This window comes from Mesorhizobium sp. B2-9-1 (genome assembly GCF_006439455.1).
GTDB lineage: Bacteria > Pseudomonadota > Alphaproteobacteria > Rhizobiales > Rhizobiaceae > Mesorhizobium.
Genome location: NZ_VFTP01000003.1, coordinates 89035 through 106000, shown reverse-complemented (window position 1 = coordinate 106000; position 16966 = coordinate 89035). Strand labels below are relative to the sequence as shown.

Sequence of the window (16966 nt, the reverse complement as noted above, 5' to 3'; positions counted from 1 at the left end):
CTTATAAACTTAGCAACCATGAAACTTAGTTGCTATGTTTTAGCCATTTATGCTAGGCAGTCCTGAAAGGAACCCGAATGACCGCAGAAGACACCCGCAAGTCGGTTTTCGCCGCAAAGCTCGCAAGTCCGTCCCGGCTTGCCGACGGCGTCTCGGATGCCATCGCCGCGGCCCTGTTCGACGGACGCATCGCGCCTGGCGAAGCGCTGCCGCCGGAAGGCGAGATCGCCAGGGAATTCGGCGTCTCCAAGCCGATCGCGCGCGAGGCGCTGCGCCAGCTGACCAATGCCGGCCTGGTGTCGACGCAGCAGGGCAAGGTCGCCCGCGCCAGGGCGCTGAGCGGCGAGCCGATGGACCGCATCTACGCTTATGCGGTCCGCTCCAGCCTGACGCGATTGCAGGAAGCCAACGAGATGCGCCGCGTCATCGAGGTCGGCATCGCCCGTCTGGCGGCCGAGCGTCGCGACCCGCGCGGGCTTGAGATGATGCGCCAGGCCCTGCACGACATGCATGAAGGCATCGGCAAGCCGGGCGATTTCACGCAGGCCGACATCCTGTTCCATCTCGGCCTCGCGGTCGCCACCGGCAACTCCATGATCCGCATCCAGATGGAAGGCATGCGGTCGGTCCAACGGGAGGTTTCGGAGCTGTTCTCCCAGCGCGCCAATCGCACCGAAGCGGATTGGCGGGCCACCGTCGAACGGCACCAGGCAATTTACGACGCCATCGCTGCGGGCGACACCGATCTCGCGGACCGGCGCATTAACGAGCATTTCGACGCGGCCGACATCGCGTCCTTCGAGGTTGCCGAGAAGCTCGGGGAGCCGTCGCCTTGAGCAAGGATCGTTTTTCCCTTGCCGGACGTCGAGCGCTGGTGACCGGCGCCAGTTCGGGCATCGGGCGCGCGGTTGCGATCGCTCTTGCGCAGCATGGAGCCTCGGTCGCGCTGCATCATTTCGGCGACGCCGCCGGCGCGCGCGACACGGCGGCGGCCATAGGCCCCGGCACCGCGGTTCTCGAGGCCGACTTCACCGACAGCAAGGCAATGTCGGCTTTCGCGGACGACGTTGCCGCCTGCCCCATCGACATCCTCATCTCGAATGGGGCGATCGAGCGGCGGCGTGCATGGAGCGAGGTCGACGAAGCGCATATCCAAGCCCATGTCGCAGCAAACTTCACGGCCTTGCTGACCTTGGCCACGCGGCTAGTCCCGGCCATGGCCAAACGCGGCTGGGGACGTGTGGTCGCGACCGGCAGCGTCATGGCCAGGCGTCCGCGCGCCGACACGATCGTCTACGCTTCGATGAAGGCGGCGCAACTGACGGCGATGCGCGCCATGGCACGTGAGGTGGCTCCGCATGGCGTCACCATGAACGTGGTGTCGCCTGGCGCCGTCGAGACAGAGGCGACGGCCGCGCGCTACCGCGACGCCGCTTTCCGCCAGGCGGTCGCGGCGAAGATCCCCGCCGGCCGCCACGGCCAGGCCGACGACCTCGTCGGCGCTTTCGTTTTCCTGTGCAGCGACGCCGCCCGCTACGTCACCGGCGCCGACATCCCCGTCGATGGCGGCTGGACGATCGGCGATGCGCCCGGCGTGCTGCCGGGAGCAACCGCATGACAAGACGCCGCCGCCGGCTATCGGGCCGGGCCGTCGATTGAACCATCATCGTTTCGGGAGGAAACCATGAAGACCGCACTGAAATTCGCATTATCGGCGTTGGCCCTCTTCGCCCTGTCGGCGCAATCGCTGGCGCAGGAGCTGAGGGTAACCGTGTGGACCGGCAGCGAGGCCCATCTCAAGATGCTGAACAGCATCGCCGCCGGTTTCATCGCCAAGCACCCGGGCGTCACGGTGAAATTCGAGACCGTTCCCGTCGCCGATTATACGCAAAAGCTCACCTTCCAGGTCGCCGGCGGCAATGCTCCAGACATCGCCTGGATGATGGAGGATGCCGCACCCGCCTTCGAGAATGCCGGGCTGCTGATGGACATCGGCCCGACGCTGAAGGCGACCCAGGGATATGATTTCGACGATTTCACCCAGCCGGCGATGGCGCTGTGGCAGAAGGACGGCAAGGTGCTTGGCGTGCCGTTCTCGACCTCGCCTTTCCTGATCTACTACAACAAGGACATGTTCGACAAAGCCGGCCTTGAAGACCCCAACCAGCTCGCCGCCAAGGGCGAATGGAACATGCGGAAATTCCAGGAGGTGGCGAAGAAGCTCACCGAGGCCAATCCCGGCAAATGGGGCTTCGAGTTCAAGGACGGCGAAGGCTACGCCTCGCGCATGACGCATGCGCTGCTGCCGCCCGTGCGCGCCTATGGCGGCGATCTGTGGGCCAACGGCCAGTGCGGCCTCGACAAGCCGGAAGCGGTGGCCGCCATCAAACAGCTCCACGATATGGTGTTCAAGGACAAGTCGATCGTACCGCCGGGAGAACAGGGCGACTATTTCTCCGGCAATTCGGCCATGACCGTGAACCAGATCTCGCGCGCCTCGAAAATGCCCGAGGCGGGCTTCAAATGGGGCATCGCGCCGCTGCCTTCGGGACCGGCGGGCGAGGCTCCTGTCATCGGCCAGGCCGCGCTGACCGTCTTTGCCTCCGGCAAAAACACCGAGCTTGCCGCCCAGCTGGTGACCGAGATGACCAGCAAGGAGAATGTCGCTGTCATGGCGCAGTTCTTCCCGCCCGCCCGCAAGAGCGTTCTTGAAAGCGATGCCTTCGTCAATTCCAACAAGCTGATCCCGCCGGCGCAGATGAAGAATGTCGCCGCCGCGATCGTCAACGGCCGCGTCCACCCCTCGCATGAGCACGTGCCGCAAATCTTCGCCGCGATGGCGCCGCGCGTCGACGCGCTGTGGCGCGCCGACGCCAATGTCGAGGAGGCGCTGAAAGGCGTCTGCGCCGCCATCCAGCCGCTGCTCTGAGAGGACCGCGCTTCGTGGCCGGCACGGCATCGCGGGACAATGCGGCGCGCCAGCCAGGCGCGCCGTGGCTGACCTTGAAAACCAGGGAAATGCTGGAGGCCTGGCTGTTCGTCAGCCCGACCTTCATCGGCTTCCTGATTTTCTTCCTGGGGCCGCTGGTCGCCATCTTCTATTATTCGATGACCGAGTGGAACCTGCTCAGCCAGCAGGCGACATTCGTCGGGCTCCGCAATTTCGAAAATGCCCTGCTGGAAAATCCCGATTTCTGGCATGTCGTGCGCAATTCAGTGATCTTCGCCTTGGGGCTTGTCCCCCTGAACATCGCGCTGGCGCTCTCGCTTGCGCTGGCCCTGTCGCGGCCGTTCTTCGGCGTCGTCTTCTTTCGCACGGTTTTCTTCGCGCCGGTGGTCACGTCGGCGATCGCCTGGGCGATCGTCTGGAAATTCATGCTGCAGGGTGAAGGCGGCGCCGTGAACCAGATGCTCGCCTGGATCGGCATCAATGGTCCGAACTGGCTGCGCGAGCCCAACTGGGCGATGGCGGCCGTTATCGTCACCCGCGTCATCAAGATGGTCGGGCTCAACATGATCCTCTATATCGCCGCACTTCAATCGATACCGCGCGACTATGAGGAGGCCGCGACGCTGGAGGGTGCCTCGCGCTGGCAGGTCTTCCGCATGATCACCTGGCCGCTGCTCGCGCCGACGACGCTCGTCATCATGGTGCTGACGACGATCGGTTCGTTCAAGGTGTTCGACCACATTTATCAGATGACCGGCGGCGGCCCGGAAAACGGCACCCTGGTGCTGGCCTTCTACATCTACCAGCAGGGTTTCAAATTCTTCAATGTCGGCTATGCGGCGGCACTTGCGCTGATCATGTTCGCCATCGTCATGGCGCTCACCCTCGTGCAGGTGATGCTGCGGCGGAGGGACATGGAATGACCCCGCGCCGGATCGAGACTCTCTACCGCATCTGCTGGACCGTGGCCCTGCTGCTTTTGGCTGTGCCCTTCGTGTTCCCGTTCCTGTGGATGATTTCCGGCGGCTTCAAGAGCACCACCGAAATCTTCGGCGCGCCGACCTTGATCCCGCGCGTCTGGCGCTTCGAGAACTTCGCGGAAGTGTTCGCCTATCAGCCTTTCGCGCGGCAGTATTTCAACTCGCTCTACATCGCAGCGACCGTGACGGTGCTGACCTTGTTCATCGCCTCGCTCGCGGGCTACGCACTCGCCCGCATCCGCTTCGCCGGCGCTGGACTGTTGATGCTGTTTCTGGTGATGGCTCTGATGGTGCCGGAAGAGGTCACCATCATCCCGAACTTTTTCCTGATCCGCGCCATGGGCCTCATTGACACGCACTGGCCGCTCATCCTGCTGCCGGTCTTCGGCCCGCAGGGCGTGGTGGCGACATTCCTGATGCGCCAGTTCTTCCTGGCGCTGCCCAGGGAACTCGAAGAAGCCGGCAAGATGGACGGGCTGTCGCGGTTCGGCGTCTGGCGGAAGATCGCCCTGCCAATGGCGCGGCCGGCGCTTGCCGCGGTTGCGATCATCACATTCCTGCATTCGTGGAACCTGTTCCTCGAGCCGTTGATCTTCCTCAGTTCGCTCGATAAGTTCACGCTGCCGCTGGCGCTGTCCAACTTCAACGACAGCTACGGCCTGCCTTTGTGGAACCTGCAACTGGCGGCGACGAGCCTAGCCGTAGTTCCCATACTCATCATCTATCTGATCGCCCAGCGCCAGATCATCGAGAGCTTCGCGCTCTCCGGCGTCAAGGGATAAGGCAAGTCGTGACCAAGGTTCTGCTCAAGGATATCCGCAAGCGCTTCGGCACGGTCGAGGTCATCCGTGGCGTCGATCTGGAGATTGAGGACGGCGAGTTCGTCGTCTTCGTCGGCCCGTCGGGGTGCGGAAAGTCGACGCTGCTGCGGTTGATCTCCGGCCTGGAGCATATCAGCGAAGGCGAGCTTTCGATCGGCGGTCGCATCGTCAACGAGGTGCCGGCAGCCAAACGCGGCGTCGCCATGGTGTTCCAGTCCTATGCGCTCTATCCGCATCTGACGGTGCGCGACAATATGGGCTTCGGCCTCAAGGTCCGCAAAGTGCCGGCCGGTGAGCGCGCCCGGCGCGTCTCGGAAGCCGCCTCGACGCTGAAGCTCGAACCATTGCTTGACCGCTTCCCGCGTCAACTGTCGGGTGGACAGCGCCAGCGCGTGGCCATCGGCCGCGCCATCGTCGGCAATCCCGACGTCTTTCTCTTCGACGAACCGCTTTCGAACCTCGACGCCGAACTGCGTGTCCACATGCGCTCCGAGATCGCGGCGCTGCATCAACGCCTGTCGACCACGATGATCTACGTCACCCATGATCAGATCGAGGCCATGACCCTTGCCGACAAGATCGTCGTGTTGCGCGAAGGAAAAATCGAGCAGGTTGGCACACCCCGCGACCTCTACGAAAGCCCTGGCACCGTCTTCGTCGCCCAGTTCATCGGCAGCCCGAAGATGAACATACTGCCGCTGGCCGATGGGCAGCCGATCAGCCACGGCGCGTCCGTGCCCGCGACGGCTGTCTCGGTCGGTATCCGGCCCGAGCACCTGTCGCTCGTGCAGCCCTCGGCCGAAACGCTGCGCGGCAAGGTAAGGCTCGCCGAATACACCGGCGCCGTCACGCTCATTCATGTCGAACTGGACGGGGGCCAGACTTGCCTCGTGATCCATAACCAGGGGACAATGCCTGAAATTAGCGCCGAGGTTGGGTTGAAGGCTGCACCCGAGCATCTGCATTTCTTCGATAAGGAAGGATGCGCGGTTTGACGATCATGAGTGGCTCGCGGGCCGCGATGTTCCAACACCATCTCGACATGGAGTGAGCACCGCCCCCCGAAAATCTGGACCAAGGTTTGCCAATACCCTGCTTCGGGTCAAAGTTTCCGTTCTCGACGGATCAAAGCGACATAGAGGTGAACCACCACTACGCGCAACAACGGAGGACAACGGAGGAAGTATCGTACGTCCCCTTAGTGTGGGGAACGGCGGTAGCGACCTCCCGCTACCATCTTTGATAAATCCAGCCTCGACGGCCAGCCCTTCTCCGCCAAATCCCTGACCGGGACCATGGCTCGCTGGTGCAAGCTCGCCGGGCTTCCGAAAGGGCTGACGCTGCACGGACTGAGAAAGTCGCTTGGCATTTATCTCGCCGAGGCAGAGGCCTCGACCAGACAGCTCATGAATGTGCTGGGGCACGACGACATCGATCACGCGGAACTCTATTCACGCGAGGCATCACAGGTTCGTCTGGCAGTGCAAGGCATGGATCGGGTCGCGCGGCTCGTCACCCGCAAGCCGTTGCTGGCGAACCTATTGGCGAACCAACCCGTAAACCCTTGATAAATAACGATAATGGTGGGCCCGGAGGGACTCGAACCCCCAACCAAGCGGTTATGAGCCGCCGGCTCTAACCATTGAGCTACAGGCCCCACGCGGGCTGGCTTAGTGTTTTTCGCTCGTCCGCACAAGGCTTTCGAAAGCTCTGGCGCAAAACGCCAAAATCAGCCCATATTCGCGCCGTAGAGCGGCCTGCGCCCATATGGCGCGAGAAAGGTCCAACCCTTGCGCCGCACTGATGCCTTTTGCGGATCGAGGCAGATACGGCACGGCGGCGGACCGCAGACTTCGAGGAGTTTTCATGACCAGACATCTTTTGCCCATCGCGCTCGCTGCCGCGGTCGCTTTCCCGGCGCTGGCGAGCGCCGCCGACATCCAGCCTCCGCCACGCATCATCGTGTCCGGCGAAGGCGAAGCGACCGTGGCGCCGGACATGGCGATCCTTTCGCTCAGCGTCATGCGCGAGGCCAAGAGCGCGCGCGAAGCGCTCGATGCCAACAACGACGCCATGGCGGCGGTGATCGCGGCGATGAAATCCGCCGGCATCGCCGAACGCGACCTGCAGACCGCCGGCATCCAGATCAACCCGCGCTACAACTACACCAACAAGGCCGACGGCAGCCAGGAAGCCCAGCTCGTCGCCTATCAGGTGACCAACACGCTGTCGGTGCGCGTGCGCAACGTCGACAAGACCGGCGAGATTCTGGACAAGGCGGTGTCGCTCGGCGTCAACCAGGGCGGCGGCATCGCCTTCACCAATGACGATCCGAAGGCCACGATCACCGAGGCGCGCAAGAAGGCCGTCGCCGACGCGATGACCAGGGCAAAGACGCTCGCCGAAGCGGCCGGCGTCAGTCTGGGCAAGGTGCTCGAGATCACCGACCAGAATGTCGCGCCGGTGCCGATGCCGATGGCGGCCAAGTCGTTCGATGCGGCCCGTTCGGCCGTCCCGGTGCAGGCCGGCGAGAATTCCTACAACGTCCAGGTCACGGTCACTTTCGAGCTGAGGTGATATCCAGCCCAGCCGCAGACATGCCGTTAGCAAAACGCCCCGGAGGATCATCCTGCGGGGCGTTTCATAGGCGATCCTCGCAGAGGATCGTCCGCATAGGCGATCCTCGCAGAGGATCGTCCTTTCAGCCTCAGCGATAGATGATCGGGCAACCGCGCTCGTTGGCGAACACCACCACGACACGGTCGCCATACTGGCGGCCTGCCACCTTCACGGTACGGCGGCTGATGTCGACGATGCGGGCGCGGTGCAGACCCATGCGCTCGGCCTTGTCGAGGGCGCGGTCCGGCGAACAGCCGCGCCAGTCGCGGTCACGGCGCCAGTCGCGGCGATAACCGTCATCGTCGCCGGTGTAGATGCCGAAACGCGGGTCGTGTCTGTCCCCAAAACCGAGATAGAGGCTGTCCGCATGTGCCGGAATGGCGGTCAAAGTGCCAAGCCCGACAAGGGCCGAAAGGGCTGCCGTCCTGATGGTGTTGAACATCGTCTTCTCTCCTTATTGTGGGCTTTCGCCCGTAGAACCGATGATTGGAAAATGCCTTTTTGCGTCTGAACCTTCCGCGAACCGGCCATTCATGTCCGGTTCATATAAGCGCGAACCCGCAGGGTTCGTCGCTCGTCGTCAAAAACGCCAACCACCTCAGGATTCTAAACGCGAACCCGCAGGGTTCGTCATTCCTCGCCAAAAGCGCCCCCGTCAGGCTTCGTCATCCAGGTGCGAACCCCGTCAAGGTTCGTCATCCAGACGCGAACTGCTACGGTTCGTCGTCCAGACGCGAACCGGTTACGGTTCGTCGTCCAGACGCGAACCGGTTACGGTTCGTCGTCCAATATATAATCAAAGTAGTCGTCCGGTTCGGCCAGATCGGTTTCCTTGGCCTTCACCCGGCCCCGGATCGAGATGCCAGCTTCGTGCACGGTCTCAGCGCTTCCCGAAACAAGCCGGTGCCACCAGTAGAGATCATGGCCCTCGGCGATAAGCCGGTAGGCACAGGTCTTTGGCAGCCAGGTGATGGTGCGCACATTCTGCGGCGTCAGGCCGACGCAATCGGGCACCCGCGCCAGGCGGTTGGCATAGTCGGAGCAGCGGCAGTTCTCGGCATCGAAAAGCCTGCAGCCGACGCTCGTCCAGAAGATCTCGCCCGTATCCTCATCCTCGAGCTTCGACAGGCAGCATTTGCCGCAGCCGTCGCAAAGCGATTCCCATTCGGCCGGGGTCATCGCCTCAAGCGTCTTGGTTTTCCAGAATGGCGCGGTCATTTGGCTGGATTTGGCCCTCCGCGGCCTTGCGGTCAAGCGCTGTGTGGCGGCGACCCAGTATCAACATTAGAAAAACACGAAATTGCCTTCAAAAGGCCGGCCAGGCATCCTTGGTTGGCGCCAATGCCCGACGGAACCAATTATGGTTGATGAAAGTTTGGGCAGGGATGGGACCCCATTAGGAGAAATCGATATGAAACGCCAACCACGGATTCTGGCGGGCACTGCAATCGGCCTGCTTATGGCATCCGCGCCGTTGGGCGCGTACCCGCTGCAGGGGGGGGTCGCTTCCGGCGGCCTGCATGGAGCGCCGCTCGTGCTGGCTCAGGCCGCCTGCGCCGAAGGCCAGTCGGCCGAAGAATGCGCGCAAGGTGGAGCCGAACAGCCGCGTAGAAAGAAGCGCGAGCAGCAGCAGCAAAGCGAATCGGCGCCGGCCGAACAGGCCGCGCCCGCCGAGTCCGAGCAACAGCCGCGCAAGAAGCGGCACGAGCAGCAGCAGACGGAGGGCGCCCAGTCCGGGGAAGCTGCACCGGCCGAGCAGCAGTTCAAGCCGCGCAAGAAGCGCGACCAGCAGACCGAGGCTGCTCCAGCCGATCAGGGCAGTCAGCCTACAACCGAAGAGCAGCAGCCACGTAAGAAGAAGCGCAACCAGCAGGCCGAAACGGCGCCGGCTGAGCAACCGGCCGAGCAGACCGCACCGGACCAGCAGCAACAACTGCGCAAGAAGAAGCTCAATCAGCAGCAGCAAAGCGAGACGGCTCCGGCCGAGCAGGCCACGCCCGACCAGCAGCAGCAACTGCGCAAGAAGAAGCTCAATCAGCAGCAGGGCGAGACGGCTCCGGCCGAGCAGGCCGCCCCCGACCAGCAGCAGCAACTGCGCAAGAAGAAGCTCAATCAGCAGCAGCAGGAAGCCGCACCCGCGGAACAGCCGTCAGAACAGCCGGCAAATGACAACCAGCCCGGCAAGCGGCGCAAGCAGGCCCAGCAACCTGCCGAGCAAAGCCAGACCCCTGCCGAACAGACGCCAGCAGGCCAGGGTTCTCGCAAGCTCAAGCCGTTGCCGGTTCCCGGAACCGCGCAGGCACCTGCCGAGACCGAGCAAGCGCCGGCTCAACAGGAACAGCTTTCGAACCAGAACAAGAGGCAGGCCAAGAAACCGCTGACCGAGCAGCCCGCAACCGGGCAGCAGCAGCCTGCCACTGGTGAACAGCCGGCCAACAATCAGCCTGCCAACAATAACCAGCCCGAAAGCGGCGGCAATGCCGCGCAGGGCGCGGCGCCTGCCAATCCGAACGAGGCACCTGTGCTTGACAGCCAGAAGGATGCCATGCGCAGGCACAAGGGCCGCCAGCCGGCCGGCCAGAACGAGACTGGCCAAGCCGGCGCTGAACAGAGCGGTAATCAAGCCGAGCAGCAGGGCGGCAATCAGGCCGGGCAACAAGCCGGCCAGCAGGCCGAGAAGCAGGCTCCCGTAAATCAGGGCCCGCCGCCCACCGACGACAAGTCGGCGCAGCAGGCGATCAAGCCCGAAAAGATCGTCCCAGTGGACCAGGAGAAGGGCAAGCGGATCGAGCTTACGCCCGAGCAGGTTGTCCGCGAGCGTCGCCGGCCGCAGGGTGCCGACGTGGTGAAGCAGTTCGGCGACCGGGTGATCCTTCAGTTCAACAACCAGACATTCGTGGAAAGCAACGAAGCTCCTCGCATCACCCGCGGCGCCAGGGATGTTTACTACGAGGATCTTTCGGACGGCCGCACCCGCGAAATCGTGGAGCGCGACAACGGTGTCAGGATCATCACCATCCGCAACCGTAATGGCGACGTCATTCGGCGATCGCGCGTTACATCGGATGGCCGCGAATATGTGCTGAGCTATGTCGACGAGCGCTACTATAACGATGTCGACGAGTGGCGCGATCCCGGCGACGACCTGCCACCGATGCGGCTTGATATCCCGCGCCGGGACTACATCCTCGATTCCGAGGATGTCGAGAGCGACGACGACTACTACACCTTCCTCGAGCAGCCGCCTGTGGAAAAGGTGCAGCGTCTCTACTCGATCGACGAGGTGAAGCGGTCGGCCCGCGTGCGCGACATCGCCCGGCGCATCGATCTCGACACGCTGAACTTCGACTTCGGCTCGGCGACGATCTCCGACGCCGAGGTGCAGAAGCTCGAAGGCGTCGCCAGTGCCATTGAAAAACTGCTCAAGAAGAACCCGGCCGAGACCTTCCTGATCGAAGGCCACACCGACGCCGTGGGCACGCCGGACGCGAACCTCGCTCTGTCGGACCGGCGCGCCGAGGCGGTGGCCGAGGCGCTTACCAATGCCTTTGGTATCCCGGCCGAGAACCTCACCACGCAGGGCTATGGCGAGGAGTATCTCAAGGTGAACACGCCCGGTCCGAACCGCGAGAACCGGCGTGTCGCCATCCGCCGCATCACCTCGCTGGTGGCGCCGGTGGCGAGCAACAGCGGGCAGTGATCGATGCGTGTCGCCCAAAACTGTGCAGCGGTTTTGGGACAACGACATGCATTGAAAAGAGACGTAAACTGCGACGCGCTGAATCCGTTTCAGCGCGTCGCGGTTTAGCGTTTGATTTCAAGATCCTGTCCGGATTTTCGGAATCAGCGCGCAAGATGAAGGCCCATCCCGCCCGGACGGGCTTTTTTCGTTGCCGGCTCAAGAAGAATTGTCCTGCCTGGCCCGCCCTGCTCATTGAATTGCCGCATTGCGCCACCCAGATTCCAGACAGGGCGTTCCCTGCCCCGTCCCGACTCCAGCGGGACACGTTGAGCCCCGCCGGGCCCCCTCCCCGGCGGGGTTTTTTGCCTTGAAAACCTGTGTCACCGGGCCGAAATACGCCCAGAGCAAATTCCAGGAACAGTGTAAGCGGTTACGCCCGGCGCCTTCGCCGTAGCCTTCCGTCCGGACTTGCGTCAAAACAAAAAAAGATAGAGCGGTTCGCCGTTTCCGTGAAACGGTGAAACGCTCCGACGAATTTGGCCTAGGCTTGTCAGCTTGCCGGCGCCTTGATACCATCTATTGGTATTGGAGATGAGAAATGCCCAAAAACACCTCCGTGACCCTTGGCGATCAGTATGATGCCTTCATCCAACGGCAAATAGCGAAAGGCCGCTTCGGCTCGGCAAGTGAAACCGTCCGTGCCGGTCTTCGCCTTCTCGAAGAACAAGAATTGAAACTCGAGCAGCTGCGTGCCGCTATCGACGAAGGAGACATGTCGGGCAACCCCGAGCCGTTCGACATTGAGGCGTTTCTGAAGGCAAAGAAACGCGGATGAAAAGAACGGTCCGGTTTTCGCCGAAAGCGAGGCGGGACCTTGATGGTATCTGGGATTATTCGCTGAGCCAATGGGGATCCAAGCGGGCAGAAGCCTACATCCGCTCCATCCACTCCATGATCAATCTGATAGACCAGTTTCCGGCGATAGCACGAAACGCGTCGGATGTTCGACCTGGCCTGCTGAAATATTCAGTCGGCTCGCACGTAGTGTATCTGCGGATGAGTGGGCAATCCATTGACGTTGTTCGTATTTTACATCAACAGATGGATTATCCGAGACACCTCTAAAAGGCTCGCGTTATCTTCGTGTTCGAATTGGCGAACACCTCGTCAGGAACAAAGAAATCGCCGGCAAGTGCCCCTTTGGCGCCTGGCGCATAGATCGAAAAGTCCGTCACGCCTTCGGCGCGCAGCACCTCTTCGTCGATGTAGAAATTGCCGGTCGCTTCGCGCGACGGGCGCATGAAGATCGCATGCGCGGCGTCGGCCATGATGTCGGGCGAGCGGCTCATCGCGGCCACCGTGGCGCCGCCCAGAAGATTGCGCACGGCCGCGGTATCGATGGTGGAGATCGGCCATAGCGAATTGACCGCGATACCATCCTTGGCGAATTCGGCGCTCATGCCCAGCGTGCACATCGACATGCCGAACTTGGCCATTGTGTAGGCGACATGATTCTTGAACCACTTGGCCTTCATGTCGAGCGGCGGCGACAGATTCAGGATGTGAGGATTCTTTGCCAACTTAAGGTGGGGAATGCACATTTTGGAGACCAGGAAGGTGCCGCGCGTATTGATCTGGTGCATCAGATCGTAGCGCTTCATGTCGGTCTCCAGCGTGCCGGTGAGCTGGATGGCGCTGGCATTGTTGACGCAGACGTCGATGCCGCCGAACCGCTCGACGGTTCTTGCCACCGCATCGGCGACCTGCGCCTCGTCGCGAATGTCGCAAAGCACCGGCAGCGCCTTGCCGCCGGCCCGCTCGATCTCTTCGGCTGCCGTGTAGATGGTGCCCGGCAGCTTCGGATGCGGCTCGGCGGTCTTGGCCGCGATCGTCACATTGGCGCCGTCGCGCGCCGCGCGCAGCGCGATCGCCAGCCCGATGCCGCGCGATCCGCCCGAGATGAACAGCGTCTTTCCGTGGAGCGACATTTTTTTGCCTCCCGTCATTCTTCGGTGCGATCCTTGCCCGCACCGACCCGCGGACACAAGGGCGCGCGCATGTGGTCCGTGATGACGCTGCGGAGCCTTGCCGTCTTGCCGAGCTTCGCAGAGCGATATATATTCTAGACAGGCAGGTAGAATATATAATGGCTCTATCGATCAAGAATTTGGAAGTCGAGCAGTTGGCGCGCGAGCTAGCCCGCCGCCGTCGCGTGTCCGTGACGGAGGCGATCCGTCAGTCCCTCGAGCGCGAAGTTGCACGCGAGCGGCTTGTGCCTCGCGACGAAAGCAGCGATCTTTTTCAACGTCTGATGGCGATTTCGGACAGCGGCGCACGGATCCCGAAGCGGGAAAATGCGATGACCGAGGATGAGATCCTCGGTTACGTCAATCTTGGAATCCCGACGCGATGATCATCGATTCATCGGCCCTGGTCGCGATCCTCCGCGCCGAGCCGGGTCATGATCGTTTCGTGCGGGCGATTGCGAATGCCACAAGGCGATTGATCGCAGCGCCCACCCTTCTCGAAACGAGCATGGTGCTCGCCGGCGGGTGGCAGGATGAAATCCTGCAGCCGTTCGACGCCTTCCTGCGCACGGCTTCGATCGAGACGATCGCCTTCACCGCCGACCACACGGCCGTCGCGCGCCACGCCTTCCTGCGCTACGGCAAGGGTCGTCATCCCGCAGCGTTGAACTTTGGCGACTGCATCGCTTACGCCACCGCGCGGCTCGAAGCGATGCCGCTGCTGTTCGAGAGGGACGATTTTCGGCTCACCGATATCGAACCCGCTATTCAAGGCATCAGACCAGCACCAGCCCCTGCCGCATCGCGATAGCAATCGCGTCCGTGCGGTTGGCGGCGCCGAGCTTGATCAGGATGGCGGCGACGTGGAACTTCGCCGTGTGCACGGAAATGTTGAGCCGCCGGGCGATGACCTTGTTTGGCGCGCCTTCGGCCAGCAGAGCCAGCACCTCCGCCTCGCGCGGCGACAAAGCCGGGCGCGGCTGGTTGTCGTCAGGCGTCTCTTCCTCGGCAGGCTCGTCATCGTGGAAATCGCCATGCGCGGCCTCCGGCGGCGCCGCCCTGCCGACGCGGTAGCCTGAGGCCGCCAACCGCGCTGCGGCGGCGATCAGCAGGCCGTCCGCGGAGGCAGGCAGCACGGCCAGCACATTGTTTGCCACCTGCTCGCTGCCCGCACGCCGCGAAAGCAGGACGATTGGGGTGGCCGAACTGACAACCCGGCTTTCCAGGCCGGCCCCATCTACGATGGCGACATCCGCCATTTGGCCGACGCCGCTCCCAGCCAAGGCCGGCGCCAGATCGTCGCTCGCGGCCAGCGCATCGGCAAGCTGCTCGGCGCGCTGGGCATCGCCGAGCGCGACCAGCACCGTCAGCCGGTGAATTGCCGGCTCCGGTCTCGCGATCGCCGGTCTCGCGACTGCTTGTGCTGCGCTGCTTGCCATAGACCCTCTCAGCTCAGCGGCTTCTCGCCGATAGTGATCGAGACGTCGCGCTCAGCGCCGCCGCTCGAGACACCGAGCGTGACGGTGGTGCCGGCGCTATCCGGCCCGAGCTTGCGGATAAGCTCGCGCGGACCATGCACCGCCTCGCCGTTCCAGGCGACGATGATGTCGCCGACATGCAGGCCGGCGGCCTTGGCCGGGCCGTTATCGTCGAGGCTCATCACCATGGCGCCTTTCGTGTCGCCATTGCGGATCGGATGCAGCCCGGCGCCGAGATAGCCGCGCGCGACATGGCCCTTCTCGCGCAGCGTCGCCACCGCGCGCTCGATCGTCTCGTAGGGCATCACCAGCGCCCGCCGGCGCGGCCCGAACAAGAGCATGCCGATCACGCTGCCCTTGGCGTCGAGCACCGGCCCGCCCTCGAAGCGCCCGCCGGTGTTGATGGCAAGATTGATGCGCCGGTCGATCGTGCCGCCGCGCATCGAGCGCCAGGCCGGCCCGACCTCGCCGACCGTGCCGAGCACCGCAAGCGCGGCGCCGTCGCTGTTGCCGGCCGCAATCGCGATATGGCCGGGCCGCACAGCGCCGGCCTGAGCCAGTTGCGGCAACCCGGCGTCCCCGGAAGCAGGCCTCAGCAGGGCAACGCCCGTCGAAGGATCGCGTCCGACGAGCTCGGTCTTGACGGTTTCGCCGGAAGCCAGCGTCAATTCGATCTCCTCGCCGGCTTCGACCGCTTCCTCGGCGGTGACGAAATAGCCGTCGCGCCAGTGGAAGGCGCTCGCGGTGCGGTGATGATGCGTGACGAAACTCGCCAGCGCGGGGGCGGCGGTGGCCGCGACATCGGCGATCGCGTCGGAAAAGGCACTGAGATTGAAGTCGCTCATAAGACTGTCTCCTGGGTTCGGTGACCCAGATATCGCTCGGCAACACCGCCGCGGGTACTCGCCTGACGGCTAGTCGCCGGCCGGACTGGCCATCTGGTCAGGTCGCGGCAATTGCGGCTGCTCCGCACATATAGTCATCATTCTACGAGGGAACACGCCGATGGCTTTCGCAGCCGAAAAACTTCCATCCGACGACACCTTGCTCGACGCCTATTCGGCGACGGTCGCCGACGCCGTCGACCGCATCGGGCCTGCCGTGTGCCGCATCGAGCGCATCGGCGCGGGTGGCCACGGCTCCGGCTTCGTCATCGCGCAGGACGGGCTGGTCGTCACCAACTTCCATGTCGTCGGCGATGCGCGCGCCGTGCGTGTCACCATGCCGGACGGCGCTTCGCGCGAAGGTCATGTGCTTGGTCGCGATCCCGACACCGACATCGCGCTCGTGCGCGCCGACGGCAGCTTCGCCGACATCGCGCCGCTCGGCGATTCCAAGCGCCTTCGCCGCGGCCAGATCGCGATTGCGATCGGCAATCCGCTCGGTTTCGAGTGGACCGTTACCGCCGGCGTCGTCTCGGCGCTCGGCCGCTCGATGCGCGCCTCGACCGGCCGGCTGATCGACGACGTCATCCAGACCGATGCCGCGCTCAATCCCGGCAATTCCGGCGGACCGCTGGTGTCGTCGGCAGGCGAGGTGATCGGCGTCAACACCGCCATGATCCATGGCGCGCAGGGCATCGCCTTCGCGGTCGCGTCCAATACCGCCAATTTCGTCATCTCTGAAATCATCCGCTTCGGCCGCGTGCGCCGCGCCTTCATCGGCGTTTCCGCCGACACGACCAACCTGCCGCGCCGTGCGGCACTTCTGTCGCAGGTGACCACGAACACGGCGGTGCGCCTGCGCAGCGTCGAGAAGAACGGCCCCGCCGCCAAGGCCGGCCTGAAGGAAGGCGACATCATCGCAGCTATCGACGGACGGCCGGTCACCGGCGTCGACGACCTCGTGCGCATGCTCGATGCCGAGCGCATCGGCCGCGAGACGCTCTGCACGGTCGTTCGCCGCACCGGCGTTTCCCAGGTTATGGTGACGCCGGTGGCGCGGACGAGCTAAGATCGCCGCGCCGGCCTATCCCCGGCCACGCCCTCGGCATATTGCGCCAGGAATTCCTCGCTCGGCGGGATCGGCTTGATGACGTCGATCAGCACGCCGTTGGGGTCCCTGGTGATGAAATGGCGCTGGCCGAACGGCTCGTCGCGCAAGCTGCGCAGGATCGGCAGGCCAGCGGCGACAATCCGCTCATAGACCGCGTCGGGATCGCGGACCTCGAAATTGATCAGCAGGCCCGACGTGCGCCCCCGCCCTTCTTGCGGGATCGTCTGATGATCGCCCTGGACGATGCCAAGATTGACGCGCCTGTCCTCGCTGGAGCGCAGATGCACATACCAGTCGCTCGCAAACAGCGGCTCGAAGCGGAAATGCTCGACATAAAAGTCCGCAGTGCCTGCGACATCATCCGTCATCAGCACCGGATAATAGCTTGTCGTCTTCATCTTTCCTTCTCCTCTC

19 protein-coding genes, 1 tRNA gene and 1 pseudogene are annotated in these 16966 nt (G+C 63.5%); 14 read left to right on the top strand and 7 right to left on the bottom strand.

The window, feature by feature from the left end; all coding sequences use genetic code 11:
• Positions 1-77: 77 nt before the first annotated feature.
• The 7 genes and pseudogenes from FJW05_RS07965 to FJW05_RS07935 form a co-directional block, all read left to right on the top strand.
• Positions 78-836, top strand: coding sequence for a FadR/GntR family transcriptional regulator (locus tag FJW05_RS07965; RefSeq protein WP_140630075.1), 759 nt, complete (start codon positions 78-80; stop codon positions 834-836).
• The gene (locus FJW05_RS07960; RefSeq protein WP_140630073.1) at positions 833-1618 is read left to right on the top strand and encodes an SDR family oxidoreductase; all 786 of its coding nucleotides are present in this window, start codon (positions 833-835) and stop codon (positions 1616-1618) included. Before FJW05_RS07965 ends, FJW05_RS07960 begins: the two co-directional genes overlap by 4 nt.
• A 66-nt stretch (positions 1619-1684) precedes the next feature.
• A complete protein-coding gene (locus FJW05_RS07955) occupies positions 1685-2929 on the top strand; it encodes a sugar ABC transporter substrate-binding protein (RefSeq protein ID WP_140630070.1) in 1245 nt (414 codons plus the stop codon).
• Positions 2930-3018: 89 nt separating this feature from the next.
• On the top strand, positions 3019-3873 hold the full coding sequence (locus FJW05_RS07950; RefSeq protein ID WP_140630944.1) for a sugar ABC transporter permease: 855 nt from the start codon (positions 3019-3021) through the stop codon (positions 3871-3873).
• A complete protein-coding gene (locus FJW05_RS07945; RefSeq protein ID WP_140630067.1) occupies positions 3870-4712 on the top strand; it encodes a carbohydrate ABC transporter permease in 843 nt (280 codons plus the stop codon). Before FJW05_RS07950 ends, FJW05_RS07945 begins: the two co-directional genes overlap by 4 nt.
• Before the next feature lie 8 nt (positions 4713-4720).
• A complete protein-coding gene (locus tag FJW05_RS07940; RefSeq protein ID WP_140630064.1) occupies positions 4721-5746 on the top strand; it encodes an ABC transporter ATP-binding protein in 1026 nt (341 codons plus the stop codon).
• A gap of 264 nt (positions 5747-6010) precedes the next feature.
• Positions 6011-6319, top strand: a pseudogene (locus FJW05_RS07935) (tyrosine-type recombinase/integrase); the annotation flags it as partial.
• A 13-nt stretch (positions 6320-6332) separates the two neighbouring features.
• Here FJW05_RS07935 and FJW05_RS07930 read toward each other — a convergent pair.
• A tRNA-Ile gene (locus tag FJW05_RS07930) sits at positions 6333-6408 on the bottom strand.
• 209 nt (positions 6409-6617) lie between these two features.
• On the opposite strand from FJW05_RS07930, the gene FJW05_RS07925 reads away from it, so the two are divergent.
• On the top strand, positions 6618-7328 hold the full coding sequence (locus FJW05_RS07925) for an SIMPL domain-containing protein (RefSeq protein ID WP_140630061.1): 711 nt from the start codon (positions 6618-6620) through the stop codon (positions 7326-7328).
• A 130-nt stretch (positions 7329-7458) separates the two neighbouring features.
• Here FJW05_RS07925 and FJW05_RS07920 read toward each other — a convergent pair whose 3' ends face one another.
• Positions 7459-7812 carry a hypothetical protein gene (locus FJW05_RS07920; RefSeq protein WP_095766645.1) on the bottom strand — a complete coding sequence of 118 codons (354 nt, stop codon included), beginning with the start codon at positions 7810-7812 and terminating at the stop codon, positions 7459-7461.
• A gap of 329 nt (positions 7813-8141) precedes the next feature.
• Positions 8142-8588 (bottom strand): YcgN family cysteine cluster protein, encoded by a 447-nt coding sequence (locus FJW05_RS07915; RefSeq protein ID WP_140541414.1) that lies wholly within the window; start codon positions 8586-8588, stop codon positions 8142-8144.
• 193 nt (positions 8589-8781) lie between these two features.
• Between FJW05_RS07915 and FJW05_RS07910 the strand changes: the two genes are divergently transcribed.
• The 3 genes from FJW05_RS07910 to FJW05_RS07900 all read left to right on the top strand — a co-directional run bounded on the left by FJW05_RS07910 (position 8782) and on the right by FJW05_RS07900 (position 12177).
• On the top strand, positions 8782-11070 hold the full coding sequence (locus FJW05_RS07910) for an OmpA family protein (RefSeq protein ID WP_140630058.1): 2289 nt from the start codon (positions 8782-8784) through the stop codon (positions 11068-11070).
• 580 nt (positions 11071-11650) lie between these two features.
• A complete protein-coding gene (locus FJW05_RS07905; RefSeq protein ID WP_140541416.1) occupies positions 11651-11887 on the top strand; it encodes a type II toxin-antitoxin system ParD family antitoxin in 237 nt (78 codons plus the stop codon).
• Complete coding sequence (locus tag FJW05_RS07900; RefSeq protein ID WP_140630054.1) at positions 11884-12177, top strand: type II toxin-antitoxin system RelE/ParE family toxin; 294 nt, start codon at positions 11884-11886, stop codon at positions 12175-12177. The genes FJW05_RS07905 and FJW05_RS07900 overlap by 4 nt, the downstream gene beginning before the upstream one ends.
• On the opposite strand, the gene FJW05_RS07895 is transcribed toward FJW05_RS07900, so the two are convergent.
• Entirely contained in the window at positions 12174-13040 is an 867-nt protein-coding gene (locus FJW05_RS07895) for an NAD(P)-dependent oxidoreductase (protein WP_140630051.1), read from the bottom strand. The two genes, FJW05_RS07900 and FJW05_RS07895, sit on opposite strands and share 4 nt — an antisense overlap.
• Positions 13041-13198: 158 nt before the next feature.
• Between FJW05_RS07895 and FJW05_RS07890 the strand changes: the two genes are divergently transcribed.
• Complete coding sequence (locus FJW05_RS07890; RefSeq protein WP_140630049.1) at positions 13199-13465, top strand: type II toxin-antitoxin system VapB family antitoxin; 267 nt, start codon at positions 13199-13201, stop codon at positions 13463-13465.
• Complete coding sequence (locus FJW05_RS07885) at positions 13462-13890, top strand: type II toxin-antitoxin system VapC family toxin (protein ID WP_140630046.1); 429 nt, start codon at positions 13462-13464, stop codon at positions 13888-13890. Before FJW05_RS07890 ends, FJW05_RS07885 begins: the two co-directional genes overlap by 4 nt.
• Here FJW05_RS07885 and FJW05_RS07880 read toward each other — a convergent pair.
• On the bottom strand, positions 13856-14518 hold the full coding sequence (locus tag FJW05_RS07880) for a helix-turn-helix transcriptional regulator (protein WP_140630044.1): 663 nt from the start codon (positions 14516-14518) through the stop codon (positions 13856-13858). The genes FJW05_RS07885 and FJW05_RS07880 overlap by 35 nt on opposite strands.
• 8 nt (positions 14519-14526) lie before the next feature.
• Positions 14527-15402, bottom strand: a complete 876-nt coding sequence (locus tag FJW05_RS07875) for a S1C family serine protease (protein ID WP_140630041.1) — start codon at positions 15400-15402, stop codon at positions 14527-14529.
• A gap of 160 nt (positions 15403-15562) precedes the next feature.
• On the opposite strand from FJW05_RS07875, the gene FJW05_RS07870 reads away from it, so the two are divergent.
• Complete coding sequence (locus tag FJW05_RS07870) at positions 15563-16510, top strand: trypsin-like peptidase domain-containing protein (RefSeq protein ID WP_140630038.1); 948 nt, start codon at positions 15563-15565, stop codon at positions 16508-16510.
• Here the strand turns inward: FJW05_RS07870 and FJW05_RS07865 are convergent.
• Complete coding sequence (locus tag FJW05_RS07865; RefSeq protein ID WP_140630035.1) at positions 16507-16950, bottom strand: VOC family protein; 444 nt, start codon at positions 16948-16950, stop codon at positions 16507-16509. The genes FJW05_RS07870 and FJW05_RS07865 overlap by 4 nt on opposite strands.
• Positions 16951-16966: the final 16 nt, after the last annotated feature.

Bases quoted from the DNA above. Each gene is read 5' to 3' on its own strand.
- FJW05_RS07910 (WP_140630058.1), top strand. From the start codon at position 8,782: ATGAAACGCCAACCACGGATTCTGGCGGGCACTGCAATCGGCCTGCTT.
- FJW05_RS07950 (WP_140630944.1), top strand. From the start codon at position 3,019: ATGCTGGAGGCCTGGCTGTTCGTCAGCCCGACCTTCATCGGCTTCCTG.
- FJW05_RS07945 (WP_140630067.1), top strand. From the start codon at position 3,870: ATGACCCCGCGCCGGATCGAGACTCTCTACCGCATCTGCTGGACCGTG.
- FJW05_RS07920 (WP_095766645.1), bottom strand. From the start codon at position 7,812: ATGTTCAACACCATCAGGACGGCAGCCCTTTCGGCCCTTGTCGGGCTT.
- FJW05_RS07885 (WP_140630046.1), top strand. From the start codon at position 13,462: ATGATCATCGATTCATCGGCCCTGGTCGCGATCCTCCGCGCCGAGCCG.
- FJW05_RS07865 (WP_140630035.1), bottom strand. From the start codon at position 16,950: ATGAAGACGACAAGCTATTATCCGGTGCTGATGACGGATGATGTCGCA.
- FJW05_RS07870 (WP_140630038.1), top strand. From the start codon at position 15,563: ATGGCTTTCGCAGCCGAAAAACTTCCATCCGACGACACCTTGCTCGAC.
- FJW05_RS07925 (WP_140630061.1), top strand. From the start codon at position 6,618: ATGACCAGACATCTTTTGCCCATCGCGCTCGCTGCCGCGGTCGCTTTC.
- FJW05_RS07900 (WP_140630054.1), top strand. From the start codon at position 11,884: ATGAAAAGAACGGTCCGGTTTTCGCCGAAAGCGAGGCGGGACCTTGAT.
- FJW05_RS07875 (WP_140630041.1), bottom strand. From the start codon at position 15,402: ATGAGCGACTTCAATCTCAGTGCCTTTTCCGACGCGATCGCCGATGTC.
- FJW05_RS07895 (WP_140630051.1), bottom strand. From the start codon at position 13,040: ATGTCGCTCCACGGAAAGACGCTGTTCATCTCGGGCGGATCGCGCGGC.
- FJW05_RS07905 (WP_140541416.1), top strand. From the start codon at position 11,651: ATGCCCAAAAACACCTCCGTGACCCTTGGCGATCAGTATGATGCCTTC.
- FJW05_RS07965 (WP_140630075.1), top strand. From the start codon at position 78: ATGACCGCAGAAGACACCCGCAAGTCGGTTTTCGCCGCAAAGCTCGCA.
- FJW05_RS07890 (WP_140630049.1), top strand. From the start codon at position 13,199: ATGGCTCTATCGATCAAGAATTTGGAAGTCGAGCAGTTGGCGCGCGAG.
- FJW05_RS07955 (WP_140630070.1), top strand. From the start codon at position 1,685: ATGAAGACCGCACTGAAATTCGCATTATCGGCGTTGGCCCTCTTCGCC.
- FJW05_RS07915 (WP_140541414.1), bottom strand. From the start codon at position 8,588: ATGACCGCGCCATTCTGGAAAACCAAGACGCTTGAGGCGATGACCCCG.
- FJW05_RS07880 (WP_140630044.1), bottom strand. From the start codon at position 14,518: ATGGCAAGCAGCGCAGCACAAGCAGTCGCGAGACCGGCGATCGCGAGA.